This window comes from Pectobacterium odoriferum, from assembly GCF_009931295.1.
Classification (GTDB): Bacteria; Pseudomonadota; Gammaproteobacteria; order Enterobacterales; family Enterobacteriaceae; genus Pectobacterium; species Pectobacterium odoriferum.
This window is the reverse complement of the sequence record NZ_CP034938.1, coordinates 3,916,381-3,943,052: the sequence shown is the minus strand read 5'-3', so window position 1 is coordinate 3,943,052 and position 26,672 is coordinate 3,916,381. Positions and strand designations below refer to the sequence as shown.

Below are 26,672 nucleotides of genomic sequence, written 5' to 3'. Positions count from 1 at the left end.
GAACATGCCCGCTGTCGAGCCGCCTGTGACGCGTTCCATACGCGGCACAGGCTTTCGCCGCGTCCATGCGGCTCACTCGGCGGTCATGTGCATCTCAGCACAATTTTTTACGCCGTTGAAATGAAAATAGTGATGTCTTTGCGCTTTTTAGCCGAAGTTGGCTGCCGTGTTTTGCTATTTTTATACACATTTTTTCAGGAATATTATGACCGTATCTTTGACGAATTTATCCTCCGTCGAGCGCCTGCTCGCCATCATGAAAACCCTGCGCGATCCTGAAAATGGTTGTCCGTGGGACAAGAAACAGACTTTTGACACTATCGCGCCTTATACGCTAGAAGAAACGTATGAAGTGCTGGATGCCATCAGCCGTCAGGATTTTGATGACTTGCGCGGTGAGTTAGGGGATTTACTGTTTCAGGTGGTGTTTTACGCGCAAATGGCGCAGGAAAAGGGCTTGTTCGATTTCTCCGACGTGTGTAACGCCATCAGCGACAAGCTGGAACGCCGCCACCCGCATATTTTCGGCGACTTGACGCTGACGGACAGCGATGCCGTGCTGGTAAAGTGGGAACAGACTAAAGCGCAGGAGCGGGCGGAGAAAGATCGTCATTCGCCGTTGGACGACATTCCTGATGCGCTGCCTGCCTTAATGAAAGCGCAAAAAATTCAGCAGCGTTGTGCCTCTGTTGGCTTCGATTGGGACAGCTTGGGGCCGGTGCTCGATAAAGTGTACGAAGAGATCGATGAGGTGATGTTTGAGGCGCGGCAAGCCGTTGTCGATGAAGAAAAATTAGGTGAAGAGATTGGTGATTTATTGTTCGCTACAGTCAATCTCTCTCGCCATCTGGGACACAAGGCCGAGACGGCGTTACAGGCAGCAAATCGTAAGTTCACTCGACGTTTTCGTGAGGTAGAACAAATCGTTACGGCATCGGGGAAAACGCTGGAACAGGCAACACTGGACGAAATGGAAGCCGCATGGCAGCAGGTGAAAAAACAGGAAATAGGCCATTAATCCGTTTTTAATCACAAACTCTGTTTTTATCGATTTTAATGATTTTATTCTATTGTTATTAAAGGTAATTATTGGTTTTGGTGAGAGCGGTTTTACTTCGCCTTCGAGTGTGTTGGAATCGCCACATTGTGTAAAACGAACATTTGTGGCGTTCATCAGGTTCAGGTATACTACTTTCCCGTCTTGGTACCTCCATCGTCTTTAAACCTAAACTCTCAGGTTCAGCATGACAACTAATTATATTTTTGTGACCGGCGGGGTCGTTTCCTCTCTGGGTAAAGGCATTGCCGCAGCCTCTCTGGCGGCTATTCTTGAAGCCCGTGGCCTCAACGTTACCATCATGAAACTGGACCCGTACATCAACGTGGATCCGGGCACGATGAGCCCGACGCAGCACGGTGAAGTGTTTGTCACCGAAGACGGCGCCGAAACCGATCTGGACTTGGGTCACTACGAGCGGTTCATCCGCACCAAAATGTCGCGCCGCAACAACTTCACCACTGGCCGTATCTACTCTGATGTCCTGCGCAAAGAGCGCCGTGGCGACTATCTGGGCGCGACCATTCAGGTGATCCCGCATATCACCAACGCGATTAAAGAGCGCATCATTGAAGGTGGCGAAGGTCACGATGTCGTTCTGGTAGAAATCGGCGGTACCGTCGGCGATATCGAGTCTTTACCGTTCCTTGAAGCGATTCGGCAGATGGCGGTGCAAGTGGGCCGCGAACACACGCTGTTTATGCACCTGACGCTGGTGCCGTATCTGGCGGCGGCGGGCGAAGTGAAAACCAAGCCGACGCAGCACTCCGTTAAAGAACTGCTTTCTATCGGTATTCAGCCTGATGTGCTGATTTGCCGTTCCGATCGCACTGTGCCTGCCAACGAGCGTGCAAAAATTGCTTTATTCTGTAATGTGCCGGAAAAAGCAGTAATCTCCCTTAAAGACATTGATTCAATTTATAAAATCCCGTCGCTATTGAAATCACAGGGGCTGGACGATTATATTTGTAAACGATTCAGCTTGAACTGTCCCGAGGCCAACCTGTCAGAATGGGAACAGGTTGTGTATGAAGAAGCGAATCCGGGCGGTGAAGTCACTATCGGTATGGTCGGCAAATATGTTGCGCTGCCGGATGCCTACAAATCCGTTATTGAAGCCCTGAAACACGGCGGGCTGAAGAACCGTCTGACGGTAAATATCAAACTGATCGACTCACAGGATGTTGAAACCCGTGGCGTCGAAGTATTGAAAGATTTAGACGCTATTCTGATTCCGGGCGGTTTTGGCTATCGTGGCGTCGAAGGGAAAATCATGTCGGCGCGTTACGCCCGTGAGAACAATATCCCTTATCTGGGCATTTGCCTGGGGATGCAGGTCGCATTAATGGAATTTGCCCGTAACGTTGCCGGAATGGAAGGCGCAAACTCAACGGAGTTTATGCCAGACTGTAAGTATCCGGTGGTTGCGTTGATCACAGAATGGCGTGATGAGAACGGCAATGTTGAAGTCCGTGATGAAGCCAGCGATCTGGGCGGCACCATGCGCGTTGGCGGGCAGCAATGCCATCTGACCGAAGGCAGTCTGGTGCGTCAGATGTACGGTGAGCAGACGATTATCGAACGTCACCGTCATCGTTATGAAGTTAACAACATGCTGTTGAAACAGATTGAAGCGGCGGGATTACGGGTTGCTGGTCTTTCCGCCGACCGCAAACTGGTGGAGATTGTTGAATTACCCGATCATCCCTGGTTCGTTGCCTGCCAATTCCACCCGGAATTCACGTCAACGCCGCGAGATGGACATCCCCTGTTTGCCGGCTTTGTGAAAGCCGCTGGCGCGTACCAGAAGCGTCAGGTGAAGTAAGAGTTATATCAGCAACGCGCGATCGCTATCGCGCGTTGTTCGTCTAGGGTTTTAGTTCTATCTAAAGTTTTAGTTTAACTTGTACTGAGGAAAATCTAATGTCCAAAATTGTTAAAGTCATCGGCCGTGAAATCATCGACTCACGCGGAAACCCAACTGTTGAAGCGGAAGTTCATCTGGAAGGTGGTTTTGTAGGTCTGGCTGCTGCGCCATCAGGAGCTTCTACTGGCTCTCGCGAAGCACTGGAACTGCGTGACGGTGACAAATCCCGTTTTCTGGGCAAAGGCGTAACGAAAGCCGTTGCTGCTGTTAACGGCCCGATTGCTCAGGCTGTACTGGGTAAAGACGCGAAAGATCAGGCGAACATCGACAAGATCATGATCGACCTGGACGGCACTGACAACAAATCCCAGTTTGGTGCTAACGCTATTCTGGCTGTTTCTCTGGCAGCCGCTAAAGCCGCAGCAGCGTCAAAAGGCCTGCCGCTGTATGCTCACATCGCTGAACTGAACGGCACCCCAGGCAAATACTCTATGCCACTGCCAATGATGAACATCATCAACGGCGGCGAGCATGCGGATAACAACGTTGATATCCAAGAGTTCATGATTCAGCCTGTTGGCGCGAAAACCCTGAAAGAAGCCATCCGTATGGGTTCTGAAGTGTTCCACACCCTGGCTAAAGTTCTGAAATCCAAAGGTATGGGTACTGCTGTTGGTGACGAAGGTGGCTATGCGCCAAACCTGGGTTCCAACGCCGAAGCGCTGGCTGTTATCGCAGAAGCGGTAAAAGCAGCAGGCTACGAGCTGGGCAAAGACATCACGCTGGCGATGGACTGCGCAGCGTCTGAATTCTACAAAGACGGTAAATACGTTCTGGCTGGCGAAGGCAACAAAGCATTCACCTCTGAAGAATTCACCCACTTCCTGGAAGATCTGACCAAACAGTACCCAATCGTCTCTATCGAAGACGGTCTGGACGAGTCTGATTGGGCTGGCTTCGCTTACCAGACCAAAGTTCTGGGCGACAAAATCCAGCTGGTTGGTGACGATCTGTTCGTAACCAACACCAAGATCCTGAAAGAAGGTATCGATAAAGGCATCGCTAACTCCATCCTGATCAAATTCAACCAGATCGGTTCTCTTACCGAAACGCTGGCTGCGATTAAAATGGCGAAAGATGCAGGCTACACGGCTGTTATCTCTCACCGTTCAGGCGAAACTGAAGATGCCACCATCGCTGACCTGGCTGTAGGTACAGCGGCTGGCCAGATCAAAACCGGTTCTATGAGCCGTTCTGACCGTGTTGCTAAATACAACCAGCTGATTCGTATCGAAGAAGCGCTGGGTGATGCTGCACCGTTCAATGGCCTGAAAGAAGTTAAAGGCCAGTAATGACGTCTCTGGCGTTATCTGGTAGCTGAGAAAGTGGCCTGATACGCGCCCAGCGTGATTAACTATAAAAATCCAGAAGCGTGAAAACGTTTCTGGATTTTTTTCGCCTGTATATTGTTACTGAGTGCGGAGAACCACAATCCCCGGTTTTGATTGCATATATTCAAGAAACGGTGAATCGATAACCTTTCTGTTCGCTTGAAGTGAAGAAGCGTGCCTGAGCCATACTTCGTCACCCTGGCGGATAACAATGCCTATATGTGAAACATCCAGTCCCTCCAGCGGTGAATAAACGCCTACATAATCACCTGTTTTCAGATGGTTCAGTACATGAATATCAATTAAATCCCCAGGAATATAATTTATTTTCCGCGCGGTAATTCCCAGTCCTTTAACATACTCCCCACCCTGTGGTGGGCGGTTAAGTTTTTTATCAACAGTGACATAAGCAGGGCTGATATCCCGAGTGACATCAATAGCGTTACGCGGCGTGGTGGCGTACCAGTCAGTAAAAAAGTGGCGACGGGTGAGGTAGCTGACATGGCTGTTGGTATAGCGTGTTCTGGTCAGATTTTTCAGAAATGACTTTTGATCCTGACTTCGGCTGAGTGCTTCAACGTAATCTACGAGCGTGAAACAGTCTACACCGTTGAAATTAGCCACCAATACTTCAGGTTTGTCAGGAGACCCAATCAGTGAGTTCGCTTTGTAGGGGGTATTGAGAAAGGCTGATGATACCTGACGGATAATTTCTCCGTGACTTTTACCTGATGCTGGAATGACCTCTGAGGCAATAATCATGCTGGCTTTTTTGGCGGTCGCCTCATCTATGGCTGTACGATATGTTTGGGCATTGGGTGAAGCACAGGAAATTAAACAGGCTGGAATAAATAGGAACGCGAGCATTGATGTTTTCATCATATTTTCCTGATAAATTTAATTGAATTAGGATTATTATCTGGAAATGATCTTTTGTTAGGATGAAAAGGTGTTTTATTTGGCTTTTGTTGAGGTAAGAAACTATTTGAGAATAAGGCCTGTTCTTCCCCTTAATGTATCTGGGAAGTTTCATTGGATAGCAGAGTAGGGCCGCATCACTAGACTGATGCGGCGCTGTTTTTTTAGACACAGATGAATGAGGGGATAGCGCGGGTTAAGCCAACTGCTTGAGAATCGCTTTAGCGACCACTTCCGAGCTGGCCGGGTTCTGACCGGTGATCAGCTTGCCGTCTTCAACGAGGTACGGTGCCCAGTCTGGGCCTTTTTCGTAGAGCCCACCGAGTTTCTTGAATTCATCTTCAATCAGGAAAGGTACGACGTCCGTCAACTGAACCGCCGCTTCTTCACCATTGGTGAAGCCCGTCACTTTGCGGCCTTTAATCAGCGCATCGCCATTTTCTGCTTTTACATGAATCAGTACGCCCGGCGCGTGGCAGACAAAACCGGTCGGTTTGTTGGCGCGCACAAAGGCTTCGATGAGCGCGATAGAGACTGGCGATTCTGCCAGATCCCACAGCGGGCCGTGACCGCCGGGATAGAAAACGGCATCGAAATCCTGTTCGCTGACGGTATCCAATTTTACCGTATTCGCCAGTTCCTGCTGCGCAGCGGGGTCTGCTTTAAAACGATGCGTCAGCTCAGTTTGAAAATCGGCCAGATCGCTTTTCGGGTCAAGAGGTGGCTGGCCGCCAGCAGGGGAGGCGAGCACCAGCTCGGCACCTGCATCTTTAAAGGTGTAATAAGGAGCGGCAAACTCTTCCAGCCAGAAGCCGGTTTTATTACCCGTGTTGCCCAGTTTGTCGTGAGAAGTCAGTACCATTAAAATTTTCATCATTTTTCTCTCTAGGGTTGCAGGATGATCGGGTGAATAGACGCCGGTTACCCTTTCAGGACGGCGACAATCGCGTCTTGTTTCTCATGGTAAGGCGCACGCAGTGTCAGGTTAGACGCGCCATCTTCACTTTGTATGACAATCGGTTTGGCGTGGCTGAAACGGCGGAATCCGTGAACGCCGTGATACGCGCCGATGCCGGATGCGCCAACGCCGCCGAACGGAAGTGTGTCGATAGACACGTGCGTCATTACATCGTTGATGACCAGCGCGCCTGATGTCGTTCTGCTGGCGAAGCGTTGCTGCATGGCTTCATCGTTGCTGAACAGATAGGCCGCCAACGGACGTGGATGCGCATTGATGTAGTGAATCGGTTCCTCTGCGGCCTGATAGGTTTTGATGGGCAGCAGCGGGCCGAAAATTTCTTCCTGCATGATCGTCATCTCATCGCTTACGCCGAACACCAGATGCGGGGCAATCTTACGGCTTTTGGCGTCGTAGGGCGCTTCGCCTTCCGGTGCCAGACTGACGACGGTCGCGCCTTGCTGCTCAGCCTCTTTCAGGATGCGGATCAAACGATCGTAATGTCTGTCAGCAATGATAGACGTGTAATCTGGATTCGCCTGTAACGTCGGGAAGCTTTTCTGCATAAAGGCTTTTGCGGCATCGCGGAAAGCCTGCTCCTGACCTTCGGGCAGCAGAACATAATCCGGTGACAGGCAGATTTGCCCAGCGTTGAAGGTTTTCACCGTCAGCGTGCGTTCAACGGCTTCGGTGATATCCGCGCTGCGATCAATCACGACCGGCGATTTGCCACCCAGCTCCAGCGTGACCGGCACCAGATTCTCTGCCGCTGTGCGCATCACCTGTTTCCCCACGGCGGTGCTGCCAGTGAACACCAGATGATCGAATGGCAGTTCGCTGAATGCCTGACCGATTTCTGCATCACCCAGCACCACGGCCAATTCCAGCGGATCAAAATAGTGGGCAATCAATTCCGCCAGCAGCTCAGACGTATGCGGCGTGAGCTCTGACGGTTTCAGAATTGCGGTATTACCGGCGGCAAAAATGTCAGCCAGCGGGCCGAACGACAGATTCACGGGGAAGTTCCACGGGCTGATCACCCCGATCACGCCCAAAGGCTGATGTTGAATCCATGCCTGCATGCCGGGAGCGGGTTCATCCACGGGTTCTGGCTGCATCCAGCGTTCAACGTTATCGATGGCGTTCTGGAGTATTTTCAGCGTGATGCCGATGTCGGCGGCGAAAGAGTGATACAGGCTGCGATGGCCGAAATCGTCACTCATGGCCTGTGCGAGCGCCGCATGGTTTTCACGAATCAGATTGATGCTGCGCTGTAAGCGGCTTTTACGCAGCGCGGCATCGGCGGAGCCAGAGGCAATATGAGCACGCTTCATCGTATTCAGGATGGCTTGTAAATCCTTTTTGGATTGTTGTGTCGACATGTTTTGTCTCCTTTTCGTCGTCGAGTACCAGAGAAAACAGAGAGTTAGCCGGGGGTTCCGGGTCACTCAAGATGGGATAAAGGATACGGCAGGGGTTGATCCGCCCGCCAACAAGATTATTATTCGGGGGGTATAAATAATTTTATAGGTATCGTATGTCACTCATCCGCCTACGCACGTTTGTGGAAGTCTATCGGCAGCGCTCAATTAGCGGCGCGTCACGCGCGCTCAATCTGACCCAGCCGGCGGTGTCGCAGCACATTGCCGGGCTGGAAGTGGCGGTGGGGCGGCGTCTCTTTGAGCGTCAGGCAAATGGCGTAACGCCAACATCGGCGGCAGACGACTTAGCGGCGGATCTGGGAGACAAGCTCGATGAAGCTGAAGCGGCGCTGGCCTCTGCTCGCGCGAGGTCAATGGACGTCGCAGGGACGCTGCATATCATTGGTCATGCGGATTTCATGGCTGAAGTGGTGTCGGAACAACTATTGCCGCTGCTTGAAGCGGGTGTGCGGGTACATATGCATACCGGCGACGGTGAGTTGATTAAACAAATGCTGCTTGAAGGGCATTGTGATTTGGGCATAACGGCGCACCCAGTGACGGATAAGCGGTTGAAAAGCGATCTGCTGAAGAGTGCGACATTGCAGGCGGTGGCGGCACCTGCAATCGTCGAGCGTCTATTGCAGACGGGCGATTTGCCGCAGGCGCTGGCGCAGGAACCGATGCTGGCGTATGACCTTGAGTTTCCTCTGATCGATCACTGGTTGAAGAAGAACCACATGGAGGATAAGGGACTGGTACCTGCCGTGGTGAGTCAGGATCTGCGTGCGCTGCGTCGCGTGCTGACCAGTGGATTTGGTTGGACGGTGATGCCGGTGTATTTATGTCAGGATCTGCTGGATGCCGGAGAGCTTGCCATCATTCCACCTCCCGTTGGCACAACGCAGTTGGATTACTATCTGGCCTGGGTGCCGGGCGCGCTGCGCCAGCCGCGTTTAGCCCACGCGCGGCAAACCTTTCTGTGGCGACTACAGCACGCTAAATAGCGCTATTCTCTGCTAAAAAAATCGCCATTTTTCAATACATCACAAGGCAACGTCCGTTGGCGACGTTGCCCTTCTTCCCGCTGACTTCCTATCTTCTATCCTGTGATCGCCATAAACGAACTGCTGGTTTCGTTCAGTTAAAATCGCTTTTTATAAAATCTTTGAAGCGGATCGCACCAATCTTCCCTGTGCTGCCAGCGTGGGGCGCGTGGTGGCAAAAGCGCAAAGGTTTTCACGATCGCCGGGCGCTACCGTATCAGCGTGACACCTTCATAATTAAAAATGTTCGGGGAAGGATGGCGATGAAAACGCGTAAGATCGGTTTGGCTAACTATTTAGCCTACGGTTCAGGGGACTTTCTTGGTGCGGGTACCACCGCGCTGACGGCTGCCTGGTTACTCTATTTTTACACCACGTTCTGTGGCTTAACGCCGATTGAGGCAACGTTTATTTTTGCGATGGCGCGCGTGCTCGATGCCGTCGTTAGCCCGCTGATGGGCTTCCTGACCGATAACTTCGGTTCAACCTGGCTGGGCAAACGCTTTGGCCGCCGTAAGTTCTTTATTCTGCTCGGTATTCCCTTCGTGTTCAGCTACAGCTTCATGTGGGTTGGGGATATGAGCTATTGGTACTATCTGCTGACGTACCTGCTGTTCGATATCGTCTATACGATGGTGCTGGTGCCGTATGAAACGCTGGTGCCGGAAATGACTGACGATTTCAAACAGAAGACCAAGTTTTCTGGCGCACGCATCGCGCTGGCGCAGCTGTCTGCGATTTTGGCCGCGTTTCTGCCGGGCATCCTGCTAGGCTACTTTGGCAAAGACAATGCGGTGTCCTTCTTCTATTCGAGTCTGGTGTTCTCCGTTATCTGTGCGCTGGTGCTGACGCTGGTCTATTTCTTTACCTGGGAACGGCCACGCGATCAGATGTCGGAAGCGTCGCTGCGGGCGGAGAAAGAGCGGCAGTCTCTGACGTTAGGCCAAAGCCTGAAACGGCTGAACGTCGAGCTGGTTTCCACGCTGCGTATTCGCATCTTCCGTCAGCATCTCGGAATGTATCTGGGCGGGTATATCGCGCAGGACGTGTTTAACGCCGTGTTCACTTATTACGTGGTCTTTGTGCTGATGCAAAGCCCGACGATGGCGTCGAACCTGATGGGCACCATGGCGATTCTGCAATTCATTGCGGTGATCGGCATGATTCCGCTGTGTATTCGCTTTGGGCCGGCTCCGTCTTACCGCTTGGTCGTGTGCCTGTTTGGCGTGAGTGCGCTTTCCTATGCCGCCTTGTGGTACAGCGGTCTGCATGACACCTTCTCTCTGCTGCTGTTGATTTCTGCGCTGGCGGGTATCGGGCGCGGCGGGATCAATTACGTACCGTGGAACACCTACACTTATATTGCGGATGTGGATGAAGTGATCACCGCACAGCGTCGCGAAGGGATCTTCGCCGGGATCATGACGCTGACTCGCAAAGCCTCTCAGGCTGGTGCGGTGATGCTGGTGGGCGTGGTGTTACAGCTCTCCGGCTTCGTATCCGGCCAGAGCGTACAAGCACCGAGCGTTAGCCACACGATTCTGATGATTTTGAGCGTTGGCACCGTGGGCGTGCTGGCGCTGGGCTTCCTGGTTTCTCTGCGCTTTAAACTCAACCTGCAAACGCACAGCGTGCTGCGGGAAGAGACGCTGAAAATGCGTGAAGCCGGGCGTCCTGTGCCGGAGAAGATTACGCCGCAGGCGCGGGCAACGGTCGAAATGCTGGCGGGTATGCCGTATGAATCGCTGTGGGGCAACAACAATATCGGCTACCTGAACCGCCACAAAGGCGACAAGCTGGTCACGCACGCCACGCAGCCGTAACTGTATTGAACTGTTAACTGATAACTCAATTGGATGAATGACTATGACCGTATTCAGTGTAAAACATAGCCCGCTTTTACGTCAGCCAGAACGCTTCATCTCCCGTGAGGATCTGAAGGCGCTGATTTGCCGTATCACCGACAATCTGGTGAATATTGAGGATAAAACTGGTGAGTTCTTGTTACGGCTGGACGATGGTCGGGTGATTGATACCAAAGGCTGGGCGGGTTGGGAATGGACGCACGGCATCGGGCTCTACGGAATTTACCAGTATTACCAGCAAACGGGTGACGAGCAGATGCGCGCCATCATCGACGACTGGTTTACCGAGCGTCTGGCGGAAGGTACGCCGACGAAGAACGTGAACACCGTATGCCCGTTCCTGACGCTGGCTTATCGTTATGAAGAAACGGGCGATGCCCGCTGGCTACCGTATCTGGAGCGCTGGGCGGAGTGGGTGATGTATGAAATGCCGCGCACGGACAAGCAGGGCTTGCAGCACATTGTTTATAACAATGAAAACCACCAGCAGATGTGGGACGACACGCTGATGATGAGCGTGCTGCCGCTGGCGAAAATTGGCAAGCTGTTAAACCGGCCTGAGTTTGTGGAAGAAGCCACATATCAGTTCCTGCTGCATGTGCAATATCTGATGGATCGCGAAAGCGGCCTGTGGTTCCACGGTTGGACGTTCGAAGGGCAGCACAACTACGCTAAGGCTCGCTGGGCACGTGGCAACAGCTGGCTGACGATCGTTATTCCTGAATTTATCGAACTGCTGGATCTGCCGGAACACAACGCGACGCGTCGCTTCCTGTTGCAGGTGCTGGAAAGCCAGATTGAAGCATTAGCGAAATATCAGGATGACAGCGGCCTGTGGCACACGCTGATCGACGATCCGAATTCGTACCTTGAAAGCTCGGCAACCGCCGGTTTTGCCTACGGTATCCTGAAAGCGGTGCGCAAACGCTACGTCGACCCGAGCTACGCTGAGGTGGCGGAGAAAGCGATTCGCGGCGTGATTAATCACGTCAATAAGGATGGTGAACTGACGCAGGTGTCATTCGGCACCGCGATGGGCAACGATCTGGATTTCTACCGCAACATCGCCCTGACCTCCATGCCTTACGGTCAGGCGATGGCGATTCTGTGTCTGGCGGAATATCTGCGGGTCTATTTGTAACAGGTCATCGCAACTCTTATATCCAAATGCTGCGAGTTTTTATGGTTTGGCCGTTATCCGGCGTGAAAATTATGCAGCGGTGCGCTTGACCGCCGAGTGAGCGACAGGACGTCGCGAAAGCCAGTGCCGCGTCGGGAACGCGTCACTGGCGGCTCGACTAGCGGTCAAGCACATCGATGGGACCGCGTAGCGGCATAATTTAGCCGGAAGCCTGGGTTCGTAGGGCGGCGGCGACGGAGCCGCCCCCTGCTTGAGTGACGGTAAGGAGATTATTGCGATAATCCTGCCACACTGTAATTCGCCGGAAGCCAGCGATAGCCGTTGGTGGTGCCGTTGCGTTCCAGACGCGTGCCTACGTGGCCGATGCCGGGGAAGGGCAGGTGAGCACCTGCAACCCAGTAACCCTGGCTGGCGGCGTCGGCCAGCGCCTTATTACGGGATTCCGTCGCCTGATCCATATTTGAGTCAAAGCTGATGGTGGTAGCCGGTAAACTCATTTGCACCGCTTCTGCATGAATGATGTCTCCCCAGGCTAGCAATTTTTTGCCTTCGCTCTCGATCAGAAAAGACGTGTGCCCCGGCGTATGTCCCGGACTCGGAATGGTGGTGATGCCAGGTAACAATGTGGCTTGCTGAGCCGGGAACGTTTTCAGCTTGTTCTCTTTGCGAATGACATCAAAGGTACTTTGCACGCGTTGAAATGCGGATTTTCTGTTCTCTGGTGCGTTCTTCAGGTTATCCGAGCTGAGCCAGAAGTCGGTTTCTGGCTGGCTGACATACACGGTGGCATTCGGGTAGTTCAGTTTCTTGTCCTGCACCAGACCGCCAAAATGGTCGCCGTGCAGGTGAGTCATCAATACGGTATCGACCTGTTCAGGTTTGTAGCCCGCCGCAATCAGATTCGGCAGCACTTTTCCGACCGTCGGGTTGTTCTGCTTGCCGTTACCGGTGTCTATCAAAATCAGGTGTTTGCCAGTATTGACCAAATAGGCGTTGATAGAGGTTTCCACCTGCGGCGTCAGCGATTTCTCTGCCAGCAGTTCGGTGATTTTTTCCGGCGGGGTGCGCTGCAACAGTTTATCCATCGGCATGGTGTTGGTGCCGTCAGACAGGGCGGTAATTTCAAACTGGCCGAGCATGATGCGGTAATAGCCCGGCTGAGTTTTAATCTGCGCGATATCCTGTGCCTGTGTAAATACAGGCACGAATGTGCATGAGACGAGCAATAAGGCTAGAGGCTTCAATAACTTCATTTATTTTTGTCCTTGTTAATAATGAAAGCAGGCGAAATCGTAACAACAGATTGATTATTGACGCATGGGGCGAATTACTCAACTGTCCCACGGTTTGGCGTGTTCCCGCTGAGTTTTCCACGGCGCAGCCGCTCGCCTGCAACGCGAATGATTTAGGGTATAATGTGTTTTTTAAGTGAACGAGACAGTGAAAACCATGCAGTACCCGATTAATGAAATGTTCCAGACGTTACAGGGCGAAGGCTATTTTACCGGGGTTCCGGCGGTGTTTGTGCGCCTGCAAGGGTGTCCGGTAGGCTGTAGCTGGTGCGATACCAAACATACCTGGGACAAACTGGCAGAGCGGGAAACCTCATTGGATCAGGTGCTGGTAAAAACGGAAGAAAGCGATGCCTGGGGCGCGGCGAGCGCGGACGACATTCTGGCGCTGATGGCGCAGGAAGGCTACACGGCACGCCACATTGTGATCACCGGTGGTGAACCCTGCATCCACGATTTAGCACCGCTAACGCTACAGTTGGAAAAGCAGGGTTTCAGTTGCCAGATCGAAACCAGCGGCACGCATGACGTGCGCTGTTCGCCCAAAACCTGGGTGACGGTATCGCCGAAGGTGAATATGCGTGGCGGTATGAAGGTGCTCGATCAGGCGCTGCAACGTGCGGATGAGATTAAACATCCAGTGGCGCGTGAGCGTGACATTGAGGCGTTGGATGCATTACTGGCGCGGCTTGATGATGATAAGCCGCGGATTGTGGCGCTACAGCCGATCAGCCAGAAAGACGATGCGACCAAACTGTGTATTGAGACCTGCATCGCCCGCAACTGGCGGCTGTCTATGCAGACACATAAATACCTGAATATTGCCTGATATTCATCTACTGATAATAGCGACCGATCGTAGCGGCGTGAGAGAAGGATGCTCACGCCAGACTACAGCACCACCACTTCTCCGTTACTCGCCTTTATAGACGCAGCCAGCAGTACAGGTTTCTTTCACCATCACAGCGCTGAGTAGCGGTAATGTCGGCTTTAACTGGTGCCAGATCCAGTGCGCCAGCACTTCGCTGGTCGGGTTTTCCAGACCGGGGATCTCATTCAGATAGTGGTGATCCAACCGTTCCCACGTAGGTTTGAAGGCGGCTTTCAGCTCGGAGAAATCCATCACCCAGCCAGTATACGGATCCACTTCACCGGTAATTTCCAGTCTCACCATGAAAGAGTGCCCATGCAGCCGCCCGCATTTGTGGCCGTCTGGTACGTGGGGCAGATGATGCGCGGCTTCAAACTGAAAATCTTTAAATAGCGTAGTGACCATAGCGATGTTCCCGGTTTCGTTCTGAAAAAGGGGCTTTCAGAATAGAGTATGCAAAAAACCGTCGCATACTACCCGAAAGTGCTTATTCTTCCAACTGCACGATCTCGGCATGATGCCAGCCTGATGGCAGCGGATCGGGGCGGTGGATCGTCATGTGGCTGGTGGTCAGGTTCACAACGCCACGGGCAAAGAGCGCGGGCATGCCGCCTGGGTAATAGTCGACACCGAAGGCGCGGCCTGTCGCCGGATCGACCCGATACGCATTGTCCAGTCCCATGCCTGTCGGGCGTTCTGGGTTACAAGGGGGACGGACATCGTACATCCCCTGTTCCGGTGAGTCGCTCTGCCGCTGTTCGAGGTGAACGGCATGGAAATGGATATCGCGAATGTAGCCTGTGGGCGTGCTGTGCAGGTTAATCGCCCCCTCGCTGATCCCCGCGATCTGGGAAAACTGTACCGCTTCGATCCGGCCTGGTTCGACGGCAGGATCGCGATAGCGCACGGAGATAAAGATCGGATCGGCTTTGCCCCAGTGGCAGGGATGTGCGGCGACGCACTGGAACGTAATGTTGCTGAACTGCAGGCGTCGGAACGCACCGCCATCGCGCGAGATTAGGCCGATCGCGCGGTTAGTATCGTAAATGGCGCAGTTGCTGACGGAAATATCTTCAATGTCGGCAAAGGTTTCGGTGCCGATCTTCAGGGCACAACTCTTGGATCGCAGCAGGCAATTACTGATGACGACTTGCTGCACCTTACGCTGTAGATGGGGCGGCTTATGGGTGGTTTTGATGCACAGCGCATCGTCGGCGGCACTCAGCGAGCAGTTGCTGATTTGCACCTGCTGGCAGCTATCAAGATCCAGCGCGTCGGTATTTGCCATGCTCAGATCGTTATCAATCGTCAGTCGTTCGACGATGATTTGGCGACAGCTAACCAGATGCACGGTCCACATCGGAGCGTGTTCAATCGTAAAATCACACAGGCGGACGTGTTCGCAATCCTCAAAGACCACAATGCGTGGGCGATGCTGTGCAGGCAGGCGATAGCCTTGATCGTCGGGTTCCGCAGAGAAATAGGCGTCGGCATTTCCCATGATCTTACCCTGACCGCAGATCGTAATATTGCGTTGTTGGTAGGCATAAAGAAACGCGCGGTGCGACAGCTCGGCCATGCTGATCGTCGTGGCCTGCGCAAACTGTTCATAGTCACCGCTGACGATGAGCTCAGCGCCCGCCTCCAATTGCAGACAAAAATTGGAAGGTAGCAACAATCCCCCTAACAGATAGCGCCCCGGTTCCACCGTCAGGGTGCCGCCGCCCTGTGCCGCAATCCGATCGATAGCCTGCTGAAAGATGGCGGTATCCGGCGTGATGCCGTCGGCGGCGGGGGAGTATGACTGAATAGAGTGCTTCATCGCGTTATCCTATCTGATCGAGCCTGTTCCGATTGCAGCACGTTTGCGGGTTTTTAGCTGTGTCTGTCATGGTGAAATCTGCGGAGGTTGGAGCGGGCTTCACAGCGCACGGCGTGCGGCGTAAGGGAATGTGAAAGGCATAACGAAGCGGACGATGCGGCGCGTTATGCCGTGTGTGTTTCATCACACTTTTGCGCCGTTTTCTCGCTTTTGCCGCGTGCATGGCGTGGTTTTGTTGTTTTTATGTTTCTTATTTGTGAATCAAATCTCTTTTTGGTGTGGTGCGCCGGTTAATGATGTGAGGCACCTCCCTGCCGCATCATATAGGGCTCACTCCGCGTGGTTGAAATGCCCGCTAACGTGATGCGGTCATCAGCATTTCTTCCGTCAGCCCCGCAAATCACGCGTTTTCCCGTCGTGGTGACTAGCGCGATAAAACGGGTTCTGCCTATCTTGTCAGGGTCGAGAAATGGTTTGATTCACGGCTATGTACCTACCTGCTTTCTCATCTATATCGCCACACCAGTACGCCAAACACACACAATAATAATGTCGTTGGGGGAAAAATGAGATTACCTGGACTGATTGTTATCGCCTTCTCTGCGCTCTGTTCGTTCGCGCAGGCTGCGGAACCCGTGGAATTACGCCTCTCCTGGTGGGGAGGAAACAGCCGTCATCAGGCGACCTTGACGGCGCTGGAAGCGTTTCAGAAAAAGTATCCGAACATCAGCGTGAGACCAGAATATACCGGTTGGGACGGGCACCTATCCCGCCTGACGACGCAGATTGCCAGCGGTGAAGAACCGGATGTGCTTCAGGTAAACTGGAACTGGCTGCCGATTTTTTCCAAGACGGGCACCGGATTTTATGACCTGAATAAGCTGACCGATACGCTGAAATTACAGGATTTCCCCGAAGATGCGCTGAAGCCTGCGACCATCGACAGCAAGGTGAACGCGATTTCCACCTCGCTGAATGCGCTGGTGATGTACTACAACACGGAAACCTGGAAGAAGGCTGGGCTGCCGTATCCCACCACCTGGGATGAGCTGTTCCATGCGGGCAAGGTGTTTAAAGAGAAACTGGGTGATAACTATTTCCCTATCGCCTCGCCTGCTCAGGACAGCGGCGAAGGTGTGCTGGAGTTGATCAACTATTACATGACGCAGAAATACCAGATCGGCATGATCGATGAAAAGAACAAGCGCTTTAACTACAGCGAGGCGCAGTGGATCGAGGCGTTTCGCTTCTATAAACGTTTGATCGACGAACATGTGATGCCGTCTTCGAAGTATTACAACGCATTTGGCAAAGTCGGGATGTATGAAACACGCCCCTGGATTAACGGGGAATACGGTGGGGCACACCTGTGGATTTCGGTCGTGAAGAAATACGCCGATCCGCTGGCGGCACCGAGTAAGCTCGAATTAGGGCCCTACATCATGACGCCGGGATCGGATAACTCCGGGCAGTTCTTCAAACCGTCGATGCTGTTTGCCATCAGTAAGAACACCAAACACCCAAAAGAAGCGGCACTGTTGCTGAATTATCTGATGAACGATTCTGAAGGCGCGCTGCTGATGGGCACCGAGCGCGGCATTCCGCTCAGCCGTATCGCCAGACAAACGCTGGAAGAAAAGCAGAAGCTGGATACAAACGATCTGTCGGTTGCCGGATTATCGCTGGCGCTGCAAAAACCGATGCAAACGCCCGTGTCCTCGTATCTTGAAGATCCACAGCTGGCCAGCCTGATCCTGCAAACCATCGAACAGCTCGACTATGGCAAGAAGAGCGTGGAAGAATCGGCGAAAAACTTCAGCAGTTCAGGTGAGCGCATTCTGAAACGGGTGATTCGCTAGATCGTTACTGATTAAGATCGTGATTAATTAAGGTAGGGGCTGCCGGTGCGTTACGTGAGTTCAGTCAACTGCTGTTGCAGGCTATCGGCTAACGTGCGTGGACGCCCGGCATCAAACATCACATGCAGGCTCACCGGATAATCCTGGTGTTGCAGGCAGAAATCCTCCATTTCATGCCCAATCCCGTACAGCGCCTGAATATTGGTTTTGGCGATTTCCCGCAGCGTCCAGTTGTTCTCTACCTGTTTGCAGTAGTGCAGCGTAAAGAAGGCTTTCTGCGCGTGAACAAAGGCGCGGCAATACAGCGTCAGACCGCGCCATTCCTGCTGCCAGCGCACTCTCAGCACTTCTGGCATCGTGTGCTCGCGGGAGAATTGGAGTGCGGCCTGCTGGCACTGTTCCGCCAACTGCCAGGCGGCATCTTTCTCTTTCGCAATGTCATAGAGGTTCTGCGAAGCTAGCTCTGCATGTTGCGGATCGAACGTAATATCTTGACCGGAACCCGGCAGCCAGTGGTTACGGTTGAGCTGGCCGTACAGGCTCCAGATCGCCTGACCAAAGCTGGTCGGCAGCAGGCTGTGGCGATGGAAAACGTGGTGACGTGCATACAGCGATAGGGAAATGGCCTGATGGGCCTGATCCAACAAGGCGAGCATCGCATGCAGCGTGGTATCGTCCGGCTGCCATTGGTAACGCGTCATTAACCACTGTGCAAACAGCGTGCTTTCGTTTGCCGCTGCGGTTTGATTAGTCAGCAGTCGCGAACAGGCAAACAGTGTGAATTCGCTGAGTGTGCCGATCACGCTGTGATTATCCACCCCTTCCCAACTGATGCGGCATAGCGCGCTGACAATCGCGGGATTTTTCTCTCGGCACCACAACAGCCTTCCTTGAACTTCGGTGTAGCGCAGGAAGGGGAGATTGCCCCAGCCGACCTCTTCGCCAGCCAGATCAAGCTCAACCCAGACTTCACGTCCGTTGATGTCCAGCAGCGCGGGGTTATTGGGAAACTCGGGCCAGAAGCGTTCCGGCGTGACTTTGATGGCGACAGAGACGGATTCCGGCAGCGTGCGAATGGCGTTCAGGACATTACCGATATCCTGATGGCTGGCGGGAAACGCACGCAATACCAGATGGCGCTGGTGGTAGTGCATCACACGGGCGACGGCGGAGAATAAGCGGTGATAGATCTGCTCGCTGTCGGCGTTGGTCGGCCAGTGCGTGGTAACGGGAACGACGCCGTTGATCGCATCGCCGGAAGGGGCGGAAAAGCGCAGCAGGCTATCGCTGTTGGAGATCGCCAGCAGCAGGCCGCTCAGCCGTGGAATTTGCTGCATCAACAGTTCGACTTTGGCGGCAAGGTAGTCGCACCAAAAATCGGTATCCATGCGAAGGCTATGTGTGTCGTCCAGCAATTCCGGGTGATGAAGCAGTAGATCCGTGGGAAACGACAGCTCTTTGCATTGCAGATACAGCGCCAGCCCTTGTTCACGGCAATGCGCTGCGACCTGATTCAGGTAAACACAGCGGGAGCGCTGTTGGCTGCTGATGCGATCGTCAAAACGCGCATTATTGTAGGCTTCCGGCGTCACCAGTTTATCCAGCAAATCCGCTGCGCCTAGCACCAGCGTAGTAAAGCCGTGCTCACGGGCATAATCGACGACCGAGATGACCTGTTGCCAGTGCCAAATGTCCTGCGTATTGAGCTCCAGTGCGCGTCGTTGCCACATCATTTTTCTCCCGTTGCCACTGGCGTGAGTATCGCATTGATGTGTCATCGCCAAGGATAAATTCCTGAAGCGAACACCAGAAATGTGAGCCTGTTCGCTTCTTTATAGAAGAGCGGTCAATACTGGATAATTTCAAAAATAGGCTCTCCAGAGGCGTCCAGTCAGCTATAACACTTTAAGCAATAAGGATTATCAGAAAAACCATTTAGTCATTTTGGTTATTTAATATTTCCATCATTTCTTTAATTGTTAAGATGCAGATCGTTACCCTTATCCTCCATCCATCTTTTTATTGCCTATTTTTGTATTAGCGTCGTTGGCTAACAGTACAGGCACAAGGAAACAGAAATCACAATGACTACTCCGGTTTCCCCCACTTCATTGCTTCCGCTGAGTGTGGAGCAATTAACGCGTTTACAGGCGGCAACCGGTGATTTCTCATCGACGCAGCTAGCCTGGCTATCCGGCTATTTCTGGGGTTTAGTTCAGCAGCCAGGGAATGTGCAGCCGGGGGCGATCGCTGCCACGGCAACGACAGCATCCGCAGTCACGGTGCCGGTACAAACGATTACGCTGATTTCCGCCTCACAGACCGGCAATGCACGTCGGGTGGCGGAACAACTGCGTGACGATCTGCTGGCAGCCAAGTTGTCCGTCAATCTGGTCAATGCGGGTGATTACAAATTCAAGCAAATCGGGCAGGAAAAGCTGCTGCTGATTGTGGCCTCGACGCAGGGGGAAGGGGAGCCGCCAGAAGAAGCCGTCGCGCTGCACAAGTTCCTGCTGTCCAAAAAAGCCCCAGAGATGAAAGACACCGCGTTTGCCGTGTTTGGTCTGGGTGATACTTCTTATGAATTCTTCAGCAAGGCGGGTAAGGATTTCGATAGCCGTCTGGCTGAGCTAGGTGCGGAACGCCTGCTGGATCGCGTTGATGCCGATGTCGATTATCAGGGGCTTGCCGAACAGTGGCGACGCCAACTGGTGGACATTTTACAGGCGCGGGTGCCGGTTCAGGGTGACGCCGTGGCGCAGATTGCCGCTCAGGGCGCACTGGATGAAATTACCAGCAGCCCGTACAGCAAATCCTCGCCGCTGCATGCCTCGTTTGCCGTTAATCAGAAAGTGACTGGGCGTAACTCCGAAAAGGATGTTCGCCATATCGAGATCGATCTGGGTGATTCTGGTTTGCGTTACCAGCCGGGAGATGCGCTGGGCGTGTGGTTCGATAACGATCCTGCGCTGGTGCAGGAATTGCTGGAACTGCTGTGGCTGAAAGGCGATGAGTCTGTCAGCGTTGACGGCAAGACGCTGCCATTATCGCAGGCGTTGAAAAGCCACTTCGAGCTGACGCAGAACACGGCACCGATTGTCGAGAAGTATGCGGCACTGTCGCGTAATGAAACTCTGCTGTCGCTGTTGGCCGATAAGCCTGCGCTTCAGCAGTTCGCACAGCGGACGCCGCTGGTTGATATGGTACGACAAGCGCCGACGGAACTGACTGCGGAGCAACTGCTGGGTCTGCTGCGTCCGCTGACGCCGCGTCTTTACTCTATTGCCTCCTCGCAGGCGGAAGCCGAAAGTGAAGTGCACATCACCGTTGGCGTGGTGCGCTACGAATACGAAGGCCGCGCGCGTGCCGGTGGCGCATCCAGCTATCTGGCCGACAGGCTGAGCGAAGACGACGAAATCCGCGTCTTCATCGAACATAACGATAACTTCCGTTTGCCTGCGAATTCCGACGCGCCGGTCATCATGATTGGGCCGGGCACCGGCATTGCGCCGTTCCGTGCGTTTATGCAGCAGCGCGATGCCGAAGGGGCAGAAGGGAAAAACTGGCTGTTCTTTGGTAACCCGCACTTTACGGAAGATTTTCTGTATCAGGTTGAATGGCAGCGCTACGTCAAAGATGGCCTGCTGACCAACATCGATCTGGCCTGGTCACGCGATCAGGCGCATAAAGTTTACGTGCAGGACAAACTGCGGGAAAAAGGCGCGGAAGTCTGGCGCTGGATTCAGGACGGTGCACACTTGTACGTGTGTGGTGATGCCAACCGTATGGCAAAAGACGTCGAGCGGGCACTGCTGGATGTGATAGTTGAGCATGGCGGCATGGACAGTGAACAGGCCGATGAATTTTTAAGCGATCTGCGCCTTGAGCGCCGTTATCAGCGAGATGTGTACTAATGAGTGAAAAATACGTTTTCAGTGAAAAACACCCTGGCCCCTTAGTGGTAGAAGGGAAACTCGCTGACGCAGAACGCATGAAGACAGAAAGTAACTTCCTGCGCGGCACGATCGCTGAAGACCTGAATGATGGTCTGACCGGTGGCTTTAAGGGCGATAACTTTCTGCTGATCCGTTTCCACGGTATGTACCAGCAAGATGACCGAGATATTCGCGCCGAACGTGCCGAGCAGAAGCTGGAGCCGCGCCATGCGATGCTGCTGCGCTGTCGTCTGCCCGGTGGCGTGATGACGCCAGAGCAGTGGCTGCGGATCGACAAATTTGCGACTGAAAATACGATCTACGGCAGCATTCGTATCACGAACCGTCAGACGTTCCAGTATCACGGCATTCTCAAATCGAACGTGAAACCGGTACACCAGATGCTGAATAGCATCGGGCTGGATGCGCTGGCGACGGCGAATGACATGAACCGTAACGTGCTGTGTACGTCTAACCCGATCGAGTCCGAACTGCATCAGCAGGCGTATGAGTGGGCGAAAAAGATTTCTGAGCATCTGCTGCCGCGCACGCGCGCCTATGCTGAGATCTGGATGGATCAGGAGAAAGTGGCAACGACGGATGAAGAGCCGATTCTGGGCTCGACGTATCTGCCGCGTAAGTTCAAAACCACGGTCGTGATCCCGCCGCAGAATGATATCGATCTACATGCGAACGATCTCAACTTCGTTGCGATTGCCGATAATGGTCGTCTGGTGGGCTTCAACGTGCTGGTGGGCGGTGGGCTTTCTATTGCGCACGGCGATAAAGAAACCTATCCGCGTACCGCCAGTGAACTGGGCTACATTTCCATTGAGCATACGCTGGCCATCGCGGAAGCGGTGGTGACTACGCAGCGCGATTGGGGTAACCGGACTAATCGTAAAAACGCGAAAACCAAATACACGCTGGAGCGTGTGGGTGTAGACAACTTCAAGCAGGAAGTGGAAGCGCGTGCCGGTGTGAAATTTGAAGCGGTGCGCCCTTATGAATTCACCGGACGTGGCGATCGCATTGGCTGGGTAAAAGGCATCGACAATAAATGGCATCTGACACTATTTATCGAAAACGGCCGTGTTCTGGATTATCCGGGTCGTCCGCTGAAAACCGGTCTGGCGGAAATTGCCAAGATCCACAAAGGGGATTTCCGGTTAACGGCGAACCAGAATTTGATCATCGCGGGCGTGCCTGCGCGTAGCAAAGCGAAAATTGATGCGCTGGCACGTGAGCACGGCCTGATTGATGACGGTGTCAGCGAGCAGCGCAAGAATTCGATGGCCTGTGTGTCGTTCCCGACCTGTCCGCTGGCAATGGCGGAAGCCGAACGATTCCTGCCAGAGTTCGTCACGAAAGTGGAAGGCATCATGCAGCAGCACGGCGTGGGCGATGAACATATCGTTCTGCGTGTGACGGGGTGCCCGAACGGCTGCGGCCGTGCGATGCTGGCAGAAATCGGCCTGGTGGGCAAAGCGATGGGGCGTTATAACGTGCACCTTGGCGGGAATCGCGAGGGGACACGCATTCCCCGTATGTATCGCGAAAATATTAATGAAACTGAGATCCTCGCGGAAATCGATCGACTAATCGGGCTGTGGGCGCAGGATCGCCAGCCGAATGAAGGCTTCGGTGATTTCGTGATTCGTACCAACATCATTAAACCGGTGCTGGATCCCGCTCGCGATTTTTATGACTGACAGGAGAGCCTGATGGCCGAATTTAATCTTGAGGCGCTCAACGCGTTACCGAAAGCGGAACAGGCCGCAGCGCTGGCTGTCGTAAATGGTCAGCTTGAACAGCTGTCGGCGCAGGAAAGAGTGAGCTGGGCGCTGGAGAATCTGCCGGGCGACTATGTTTTGTCGTCCAGCTTCGGCATTCAGGCGGCGGTATCGCTGCATCTGGTGACGCAACAGCGGCCGGATATTCCGGTTATCCTCACGGATACGGGCTATCTGTTTCCTGAAACCTATCAGTTTATTGATGCGCTGACAGAGCAGTTAACGCTGAATCTGCAAGTGTATCGCGCAACGGAGTCTCCGGCCTGGCAAGAGGCGCGCTACGGTAAGCTGTGGGAGCAGGGCGTGGAAGGCATCGAACGCTACAACCTGCTGAATAAAGTCGAGCCGATGAACCGTGCGCTGAGCGAGTTAAAGGCGAAAACCTGGTTTGCTGGTCTGCGCCGCGAGCAGTCTGGCAGCCGGGGTGAATTGCCCGTGCTGGCGATTCAGCGCGGCGTCTTCAAATTCCTGCCGATTATCGATTGGGATAACCGAACGGTGTATCAATACCTGAAAGAAAATGGCCTGAGTTACCATCCACTGTGGGAGCAAGGCTATCTGTCCGTTGGTGATACGCACACCACCCGCAAATGGGAACCGGGTATGGCCGAAGAAGAAACGCGTTTCTTCGGCCTGAAACGCGAATGCGGACTGCACGAAGGGTAAAAACAAAAACCGGGCATTGCCAGCTTCAGACTACTGGCAAACCTATTTGCAGAACGCAAACGGGAGTGACGGAATAGAAGAGTAAAGCGTTTGCGCCAGAGATGGCGCAAGCCGAGCTTATATGGACGTACTTGCAGCGTCTTTACGATCTATCCGTTACTCCCGCTCTATGGACTTTGTCAGCAACTTCAACCGGGCACTGCCCGGTTTTTTATCGCCTGAATAACACTTGTGAACAGGGTGTTATTCCATTACGGAACTTGTCATTCCAATTCGGCATTTCATAAGTGTTCTGTCCGCACCGTATAGTCGCATTATCTATTTTTTTGCTTAGTTAAGGCGACTGTGAACTATCTCCCTATATTTGCCGATCTTCGTCAGCGTCCGGTACTGGTTGTTGGCGGCGGTGAGGTTGCTACGCGCAAAATCGATCTGCTGCAACGCGCGGGTGCGGAGATAAAAATTGTTGCGCAGGCGCTGGCGGAACCGTTGGCGGCGCAGCATCAGGCCGGGCAGGTTGAATGGCTGGCGCATACTTTTACGCCAGAGCTACTATCCGGCGTGTTTCTGGTGATTGCCGCTACGGATGACGCCGAGCTGAATGCGGCAGTGTTTGAGGCGGCGAACCAACGTCATTTGCTGGTAAACGTGGTGGACGATCAGCCAAAGTGCTCGTTTATTTTCCCCTCGATTGTTGATCGCTCTCCGCTGGTGGTGGCGATTTCCTCGGGTGGGCAAGCACCGGTGCTGGCGCGTCTACTGCGTGAAAAGCTGGAATCATTACTGCCTGCCAGTTTGGGCACGATGGCGGACATCGCCGGAAGCTGGCGCGACAGAATTAAAACCCGACTGCATTCGATGCCAGCACGCCGTCGCTTTTGGGAGCGGCTGTTTGTCGGACGCTTTGCGTCGCTGGTGTCTGCTGGTCAACTGGCGCAGGCTGAAGACGAACTGCAACAACAACTGGTGCATCAGCAAGAGGAACAGCAGCAGCCAGCGGCGGCACGTGGTGAAGTCGCACTGGTTGGTGCTGGCCCCGGCGATGCCGGACTGCTGACACTGCGTGGATTACAGGTGATGCAGCAGGCGGATGTGGTGCTGTATGACCATCTGGTCAGCGCTGACGTGCTGGATCTGGTGCGCCGCGACGCAGAACGCATCTGCGTTGGAAAACGCGCCAGCGCGCATTCGTTGCCGCAGGATGAGATTAATCAGTTACTGGTGAAGCTGGCGCAGGAAGGGAAGCGGGTAGTACGCCTGAAAGGCGGCGATCCCTTCATTTTCGGCCGCGGCGGCGAAGAGTTACAAGCGGTCGCACAGGCGGGCATCACATTTCAGGTCGTGCCCGGCGTGACGGCGGCGGCGGGCGTCACGGCGTATGCGGGGATCCCGTTAACGCACCGTGACTACGCGCAGAGCGTGCTTTTTATTACCGGACACTGTCGCCCGGATGGCGACGAGTTGGACTGGTCAACGCTGGCGCGTGGCCGCCAGACGCTGGCGATTTATATGGGAACGATGAAGGCTGCCGAGATTTCGCAGCAGCTGATCGCGCATGGCCGCTCATCGCAGACGCCCGTTGCCGTGATCAGTCGCGGCACCCGACACGATCAGCAGGTACAAATCGGTACGCTGCAAGAATTAGAACATTTGGCACGGCAAGCGCCGACACCGGCGCTGCTGGTGATTGGCGAGGTGGTGGATCTACATCATCAGATTGCCTGGTTTGGTCAGACAACGCCGACGGTGCCGCAAGACAGCCGCCCAGCGGTAGTAAACTTGGCTTAAGGAAAGGGTATGGACGAGAAACGACTCACGCATTTACGGCAGCTTGAAGCCGAAAGCATTCACATCATCCGCGAAGTGGCGGCCGAGTTCAGTAATCCGGTGATGATGTACTCCATCGGCAAAGACTCTTCGGTGATGCTGCATCTGGCGCGCAAGGCGTTCTATCCGGGATCGCTGCCTTTCCCGCTGCTGCACGTTGATACCGGCTGGAAATTTCGTGAAATGTACGAATTCCGCGACCGTACGGCAAAGGCCTACGGCTGTGAACTGCTGGTGCACCGCAACCCGCAGGGTGAAGCGCTGGGGATTAACCCCTTTGTACACGGCAGCGCCAAACACACCGACATCATGAAAACCGAAGGGCTGAAGCAGGCGCTGGATAAATACGGTTTTGATGCCGCGTTTGGCGGGGCGCGCCGCGATGAAGAAAAATCGCGTGCCAAAGAGCGTATTTATTCCTTCCGCGACCGCTTCCACCGCTGGGATCCGAAGAACCAGCGCCCGGAGCTGTGGCATAACTACAACGGCCAGATTAACAAAGGCGAGAGCATCCGCGTTTTCCCGCTTTCCAACTGGACCGAGCTGGATATCTGGCAATACATCTATCTGGAAAACATCGATATTGTTCCGCTGTATCTGGCTGCGCCGCGTCCGGTGGTGGAACGCGATGGCATGCTGCTGATGGTGGATGACGATCGCATCGATCTGCAACCGGGCGAAGTGATCGAACAACGCATGGTGCGATTCCGCACGCTGGGCTGCTGGCCGCTGACAGGGGCGGTAGCATCGGAGGCGCAGACGCTGCCGGAAATCATCGAAGAGATGCTGGTTTCCACGACCAGTGAGCGTCAGGGAAGGGTAATTGACCGCGATCAGGCCGGTTCAATGGAGCTGAAAAAGCGTCAAGGGTATTTCTGAGGAATCGTCGAATGAGCCAAATTTCGTTAAAAGACACAGCGGCAGAAAATGCGGCTGAGAAAGA

At 53.8% G+C, this 26,672-nt stretch carries 20 protein-coding genes; 13 read left to right on the top strand and 7 right to left on the bottom strand.

Annotation, left to right across the window (positions count from 1 at the left end; all coding sequences use genetic code 11):
* The first annotated feature begins 205 nt into the window (after positions 1-205).
* From mazG to eno, 3 genes are all read left to right on the top strand, one after another.
* Positions 206-1,018: a nucleoside triphosphate pyrophosphohydrolase gene (gene mazG / locus EO763_RS17840; RefSeq protein ID WP_161529754.1), complete on the top strand. Its 813-nt coding sequence runs from the start codon at positions 206-208 to the stop codon at positions 1,016-1,018.
* A gap of 226 nt (positions 1,019-1,244) precedes the next feature.
* Complete coding sequence (pyrG, locus tag EO763_RS17835) at positions 1,245-2,882, top strand: glutamine hydrolyzing CTP synthase (protein ID WP_010305827.1); 1,638 nt, start codon at positions 1,245-1,247, stop codon at positions 2,880-2,882.
* Positions 2,883-2,980: 98 nt separating this feature from the next.
* Positions 2,981-4,276, top strand: coding sequence for a phosphopyruvate hydratase (eno, locus tag EO763_RS17830; protein ID WP_039490950.1), 1,296 nt, complete (start codon positions 2,981-2,983; stop codon positions 4,274-4,276).
* 117 nt (positions 4,277-4,393) lie between these two features.
* Here eno and EO763_RS17825 read toward each other — a convergent pair whose 3' ends face one another.
* The 3 genes from EO763_RS17825 to EO763_RS17815 form a co-directional block, all read right to left on the bottom strand.
* Positions 4,394-5,194, bottom strand: coding sequence for a DUF1460 domain-containing protein (locus EO763_RS17825; protein WP_161530435.1), 801 nt, complete (start codon positions 5,192-5,194; stop codon positions 4,394-4,396).
* 235 nt (positions 5,195-5,429) lie between these two features.
* The gene (locus EO763_RS17820; protein WP_010305804.1) at positions 5,430-6,107 is read right to left on the bottom strand and encodes a type 1 glutamine amidotransferase domain-containing protein; all 678 of its coding nucleotides are present in this window, start codon (positions 6,105-6,107) and stop codon (positions 5,430-5,432) included.
* Between the two features lie 47 nt (positions 6,108-6,154).
* Positions 6,155-7,573 (bottom strand): coniferyl aldehyde dehydrogenase, encoded by a 1,419-nt coding sequence (locus EO763_RS17815; protein WP_161529753.1) that lies wholly within the window; start codon positions 7,571-7,573, stop codon positions 6,155-6,157.
* A 155-nt stretch (positions 7,574-7,728) separates the two neighbouring features.
* Between EO763_RS17815 and EO763_RS17810 the strand changes: the two genes are divergently transcribed.
* The 3 genes from EO763_RS17810 to bglB all read left to right on the top strand — a co-directional run bounded on the left by EO763_RS17810 (position 7,729) and on the right by bglB (position 11,664).
* Positions 7,729-8,619, top strand: coding sequence for a LysR family transcriptional regulator (locus EO763_RS17810; protein WP_161529752.1), 891 nt, complete (start codon positions 7,729-7,731; stop codon positions 8,617-8,619).
* 302 nt (positions 8,620-8,921) lie between these two features.
* A complete protein-coding gene (locus EO763_RS17805) occupies positions 8,922-10,481 on the top strand; it encodes an MFS transporter (protein WP_161529751.1) in 1,560 nt (519 codons plus the stop codon).
* Positions 10,482-10,524: 43 nt separating this feature from the next.
* Positions 10,525-11,664, top strand: coding sequence for a beta-galactosidase BglB (gene bglB / locus EO763_RS17800; RefSeq protein WP_039494700.1), 1,140 nt, complete (start codon positions 10,525-10,527; stop codon positions 11,662-11,664).
* Between the two features lie 269 nt (positions 11,665-11,933).
* Here the strand turns inward: bglB and EO763_RS17795 are convergent, their stop codons facing one another.
* Positions 11,934-12,917: an MBL fold metallo-hydrolase gene (locus EO763_RS17795; RefSeq protein WP_161529750.1), complete on the bottom strand. Its 984-nt coding sequence runs from the start codon at positions 12,915-12,917 to the stop codon at positions 11,934-11,936.
* A gap of 196 nt (positions 12,918-13,113) precedes the next feature.
* Here EO763_RS17795 and queE point away from each other — a divergent pair, with 196 nt between their 5' ends.
* Complete coding sequence (queE, locus tag EO763_RS17790) at positions 13,114-13,785, top strand: 7-carboxy-7-deazaguanine synthase QueE (protein WP_039470261.1); 672 nt, start codon at positions 13,114-13,116, stop codon at positions 13,783-13,785.
* 84 nt (positions 13,786-13,869) lie between these two features.
* Here the strand turns inward: queE and queD are convergent, their stop codons facing one another.
* On the bottom strand, positions 13,870-14,232 hold the full coding sequence (queD, locus tag EO763_RS17785) for a 6-carboxytetrahydropterin synthase QueD (RefSeq protein ID WP_010309068.1): 363 nt from the start codon (positions 14,230-14,232) through the stop codon (positions 13,870-13,872).
* Between the two features lie 82 nt (positions 14,233-14,314).
* The gene (locus tag EO763_RS17780) at positions 14,315-15,649 is read right to left on the bottom strand and encodes a glycoside hydrolase family 28 protein (RefSeq protein ID WP_161529749.1); all 1,335 of its coding nucleotides are present in this window, start codon (positions 15,647-15,649) and stop codon (positions 14,315-14,317) included.
* A gap of 566 nt (positions 15,650-16,215) precedes the next feature.
* Between EO763_RS17780 and EO763_RS17775 the strand changes: the two genes are divergently transcribed.
* Complete coding sequence (locus EO763_RS17775; RefSeq protein ID WP_161529748.1) at positions 16,216-17,508, top strand: ABC transporter substrate-binding protein; 1,293 nt, start codon at positions 16,216-16,218, stop codon at positions 17,506-17,508.
* A gap of 50 nt (positions 17,509-17,558) precedes the next feature.
* Here the strand turns inward: EO763_RS17775 and EO763_RS17770 are convergent, their stop codons facing one another.
* Complete coding sequence (locus EO763_RS17770) at positions 17,559-19,238, bottom strand: hypothetical protein (RefSeq protein ID WP_161530434.1); 1,680 nt, start codon at positions 19,236-19,238, stop codon at positions 17,559-17,561.
* Between the two features lie 354 nt (positions 19,239-19,592).
* Between EO763_RS17770 and cysJ the strand changes: the two genes are divergently transcribed.
* The 5 genes from cysJ (at position 19,593) to cysD (ending at position 26,608) form a co-directional block, all read left to right on the top strand.
* Complete coding sequence (gene cysJ, locus EO763_RS17765; RefSeq protein ID WP_161529747.1) at positions 19,593-21,422, top strand: NADPH-dependent assimilatory sulfite reductase flavoprotein subunit; 1,830 nt, start codon at positions 19,593-19,595, stop codon at positions 21,420-21,422.
* Positions 21,422-23,155 (top strand): assimilatory sulfite reductase (NADPH) hemoprotein subunit, encoded by a 1,734-nt coding sequence (cysI, locus tag EO763_RS17760; RefSeq protein WP_039494689.1) that lies wholly within the window; start codon positions 21,422-21,424, stop codon positions 23,153-23,155. The genes cysJ and cysI overlap by 1 nt, the downstream gene beginning before the upstream one ends.
* A gap of 12 nt (positions 23,156-23,167) precedes the next feature.
* Positions 23,168-23,902, top strand: coding sequence for a phosphoadenylyl-sulfate reductase (locus EO763_RS17755; RefSeq protein ID WP_161529746.1), 735 nt, complete (start codon positions 23,168-23,170; stop codon positions 23,900-23,902).
* Between the two features lie 345 nt (positions 23,903-24,247).
* The gene (gene cysG / locus EO763_RS17750; RefSeq protein ID WP_161529745.1) at positions 24,248-25,690 is read left to right on the top strand and encodes a siroheme synthase CysG; all 1,443 of its coding nucleotides are present in this window, start codon (positions 24,248-24,250) and stop codon (positions 25,688-25,690) included.
* A gap of 9 nt (positions 25,691-25,699) precedes the next feature.
* Positions 25,700-26,608: a sulfate adenylyltransferase subunit CysD gene (cysD, locus tag EO763_RS17745; RefSeq protein ID WP_010299862.1), complete on the top strand. Its 909-nt coding sequence runs from the start codon at positions 25,700-25,702 to the stop codon at positions 26,606-26,608.
* The last annotated feature ends 64 nt before the right edge of the window (positions 26,609-26,672 follow it).

Bases quoted from the DNA above. Each gene is read 5' to 3' on its own strand.
- bglB (WP_039494700.1), top strand. From the start codon at position 10,525: ATGACCGTATTCAGTGTAAAACATAGCCCGCTTTTACGTCAGCCAGAA.
- mazG (WP_161529754.1), top strand. From the start codon at position 206: ATGACCGTATCTTTGACGAATTTATCCTCCGTCGAGCGCCTGCTCGCC.
- eno (WP_039490950.1), top strand. From the start codon at position 2,981: ATGTCCAAAATTGTTAAAGTCATCGGCCGTGAAATCATCGACTCACGC.
- EO763_RS17805 (WP_161529751.1), top strand. From the start codon at position 8,922: ATGAAAACGCGTAAGATCGGTTTGGCTAACTATTTAGCCTACGGTTCA.
- queE (WP_039470261.1), top strand. From the start codon at position 13,114: ATGCAGTACCCGATTAATGAAATGTTCCAGACGTTACAGGGCGAAGGC.
- EO763_RS17825 (WP_161530435.1), bottom strand. From the start codon at position 5,194: ATGAAAACATCAATGCTCGCGTTCCTATTTATTCCAGCCTGTTTAATT.
- EO763_RS17775 (WP_161529748.1), top strand. From the start codon at position 16,216: ATGAGATTACCTGGACTGATTGTTATCGCCTTCTCTGCGCTCTGTTCG.
- cysJ (WP_161529747.1), top strand. From the start codon at position 19,593: ATGACTACTCCGGTTTCCCCCACTTCATTGCTTCCGCTGAGTGTGGAG.
- EO763_RS17755 (WP_161529746.1), top strand. From the start codon at position 23,168: ATGGCCGAATTTAATCTTGAGGCGCTCAACGCGTTACCGAAAGCGGAA.
- EO763_RS17795 (WP_161529750.1), bottom strand. From the start codon at position 12,917: ATGAAGTTATTGAAGCCTCTAGCCTTATTGCTCGTCTCATGCACATTC.
- pyrG (WP_010305827.1), top strand. From the start codon at position 1,245: ATGACAACTAATTATATTTTTGTGACCGGCGGGGTCGTTTCCTCTCTG.
- EO763_RS17815 (WP_161529753.1), bottom strand. From the start codon at position 7,573: ATGTCGACACAACAATCCAAAAAGGATTTACAAGCCATCCTGAATACG.
- cysD (WP_010299862.1), top strand. From the start codon at position 25,700: ATGGACGAGAAACGACTCACGCATTTACGGCAGCTTGAAGCCGAAAGC.
- EO763_RS17810 (WP_161529752.1), top strand. From the start codon at position 7,729: ATGTCACTCATCCGCCTACGCACGTTTGTGGAAGTCTATCGGCAGCGC.
- queD (WP_010309068.1), bottom strand. From the start codon at position 14,232: ATGGTCACTACGCTATTTAAAGATTTTCAGTTTGAAGCCGCGCATCAT.
- EO763_RS17780 (WP_161529749.1), bottom strand. From the start codon at position 15,649: ATGAAGCACTCTATTCAGTCATACTCCCCCGCCGCCGACGGCATCACG.
- cysI (WP_039494689.1), top strand. From the start codon at position 21,422: ATGAGTGAAAAATACGTTTTCAGTGAAAAACACCCTGGCCCCTTAGTG.
- EO763_RS17820 (WP_010305804.1), bottom strand. From the start codon at position 6,107: ATGAAAATTTTAATGGTACTGACTTCTCACGACAAACTGGGCAACACG.
- EO763_RS17770 (WP_161530434.1), bottom strand. From the start codon at position 19,238: ATGTGGCAACGACGCGCACTGGAGCTCAATACGCAGGACATTTGGCAC.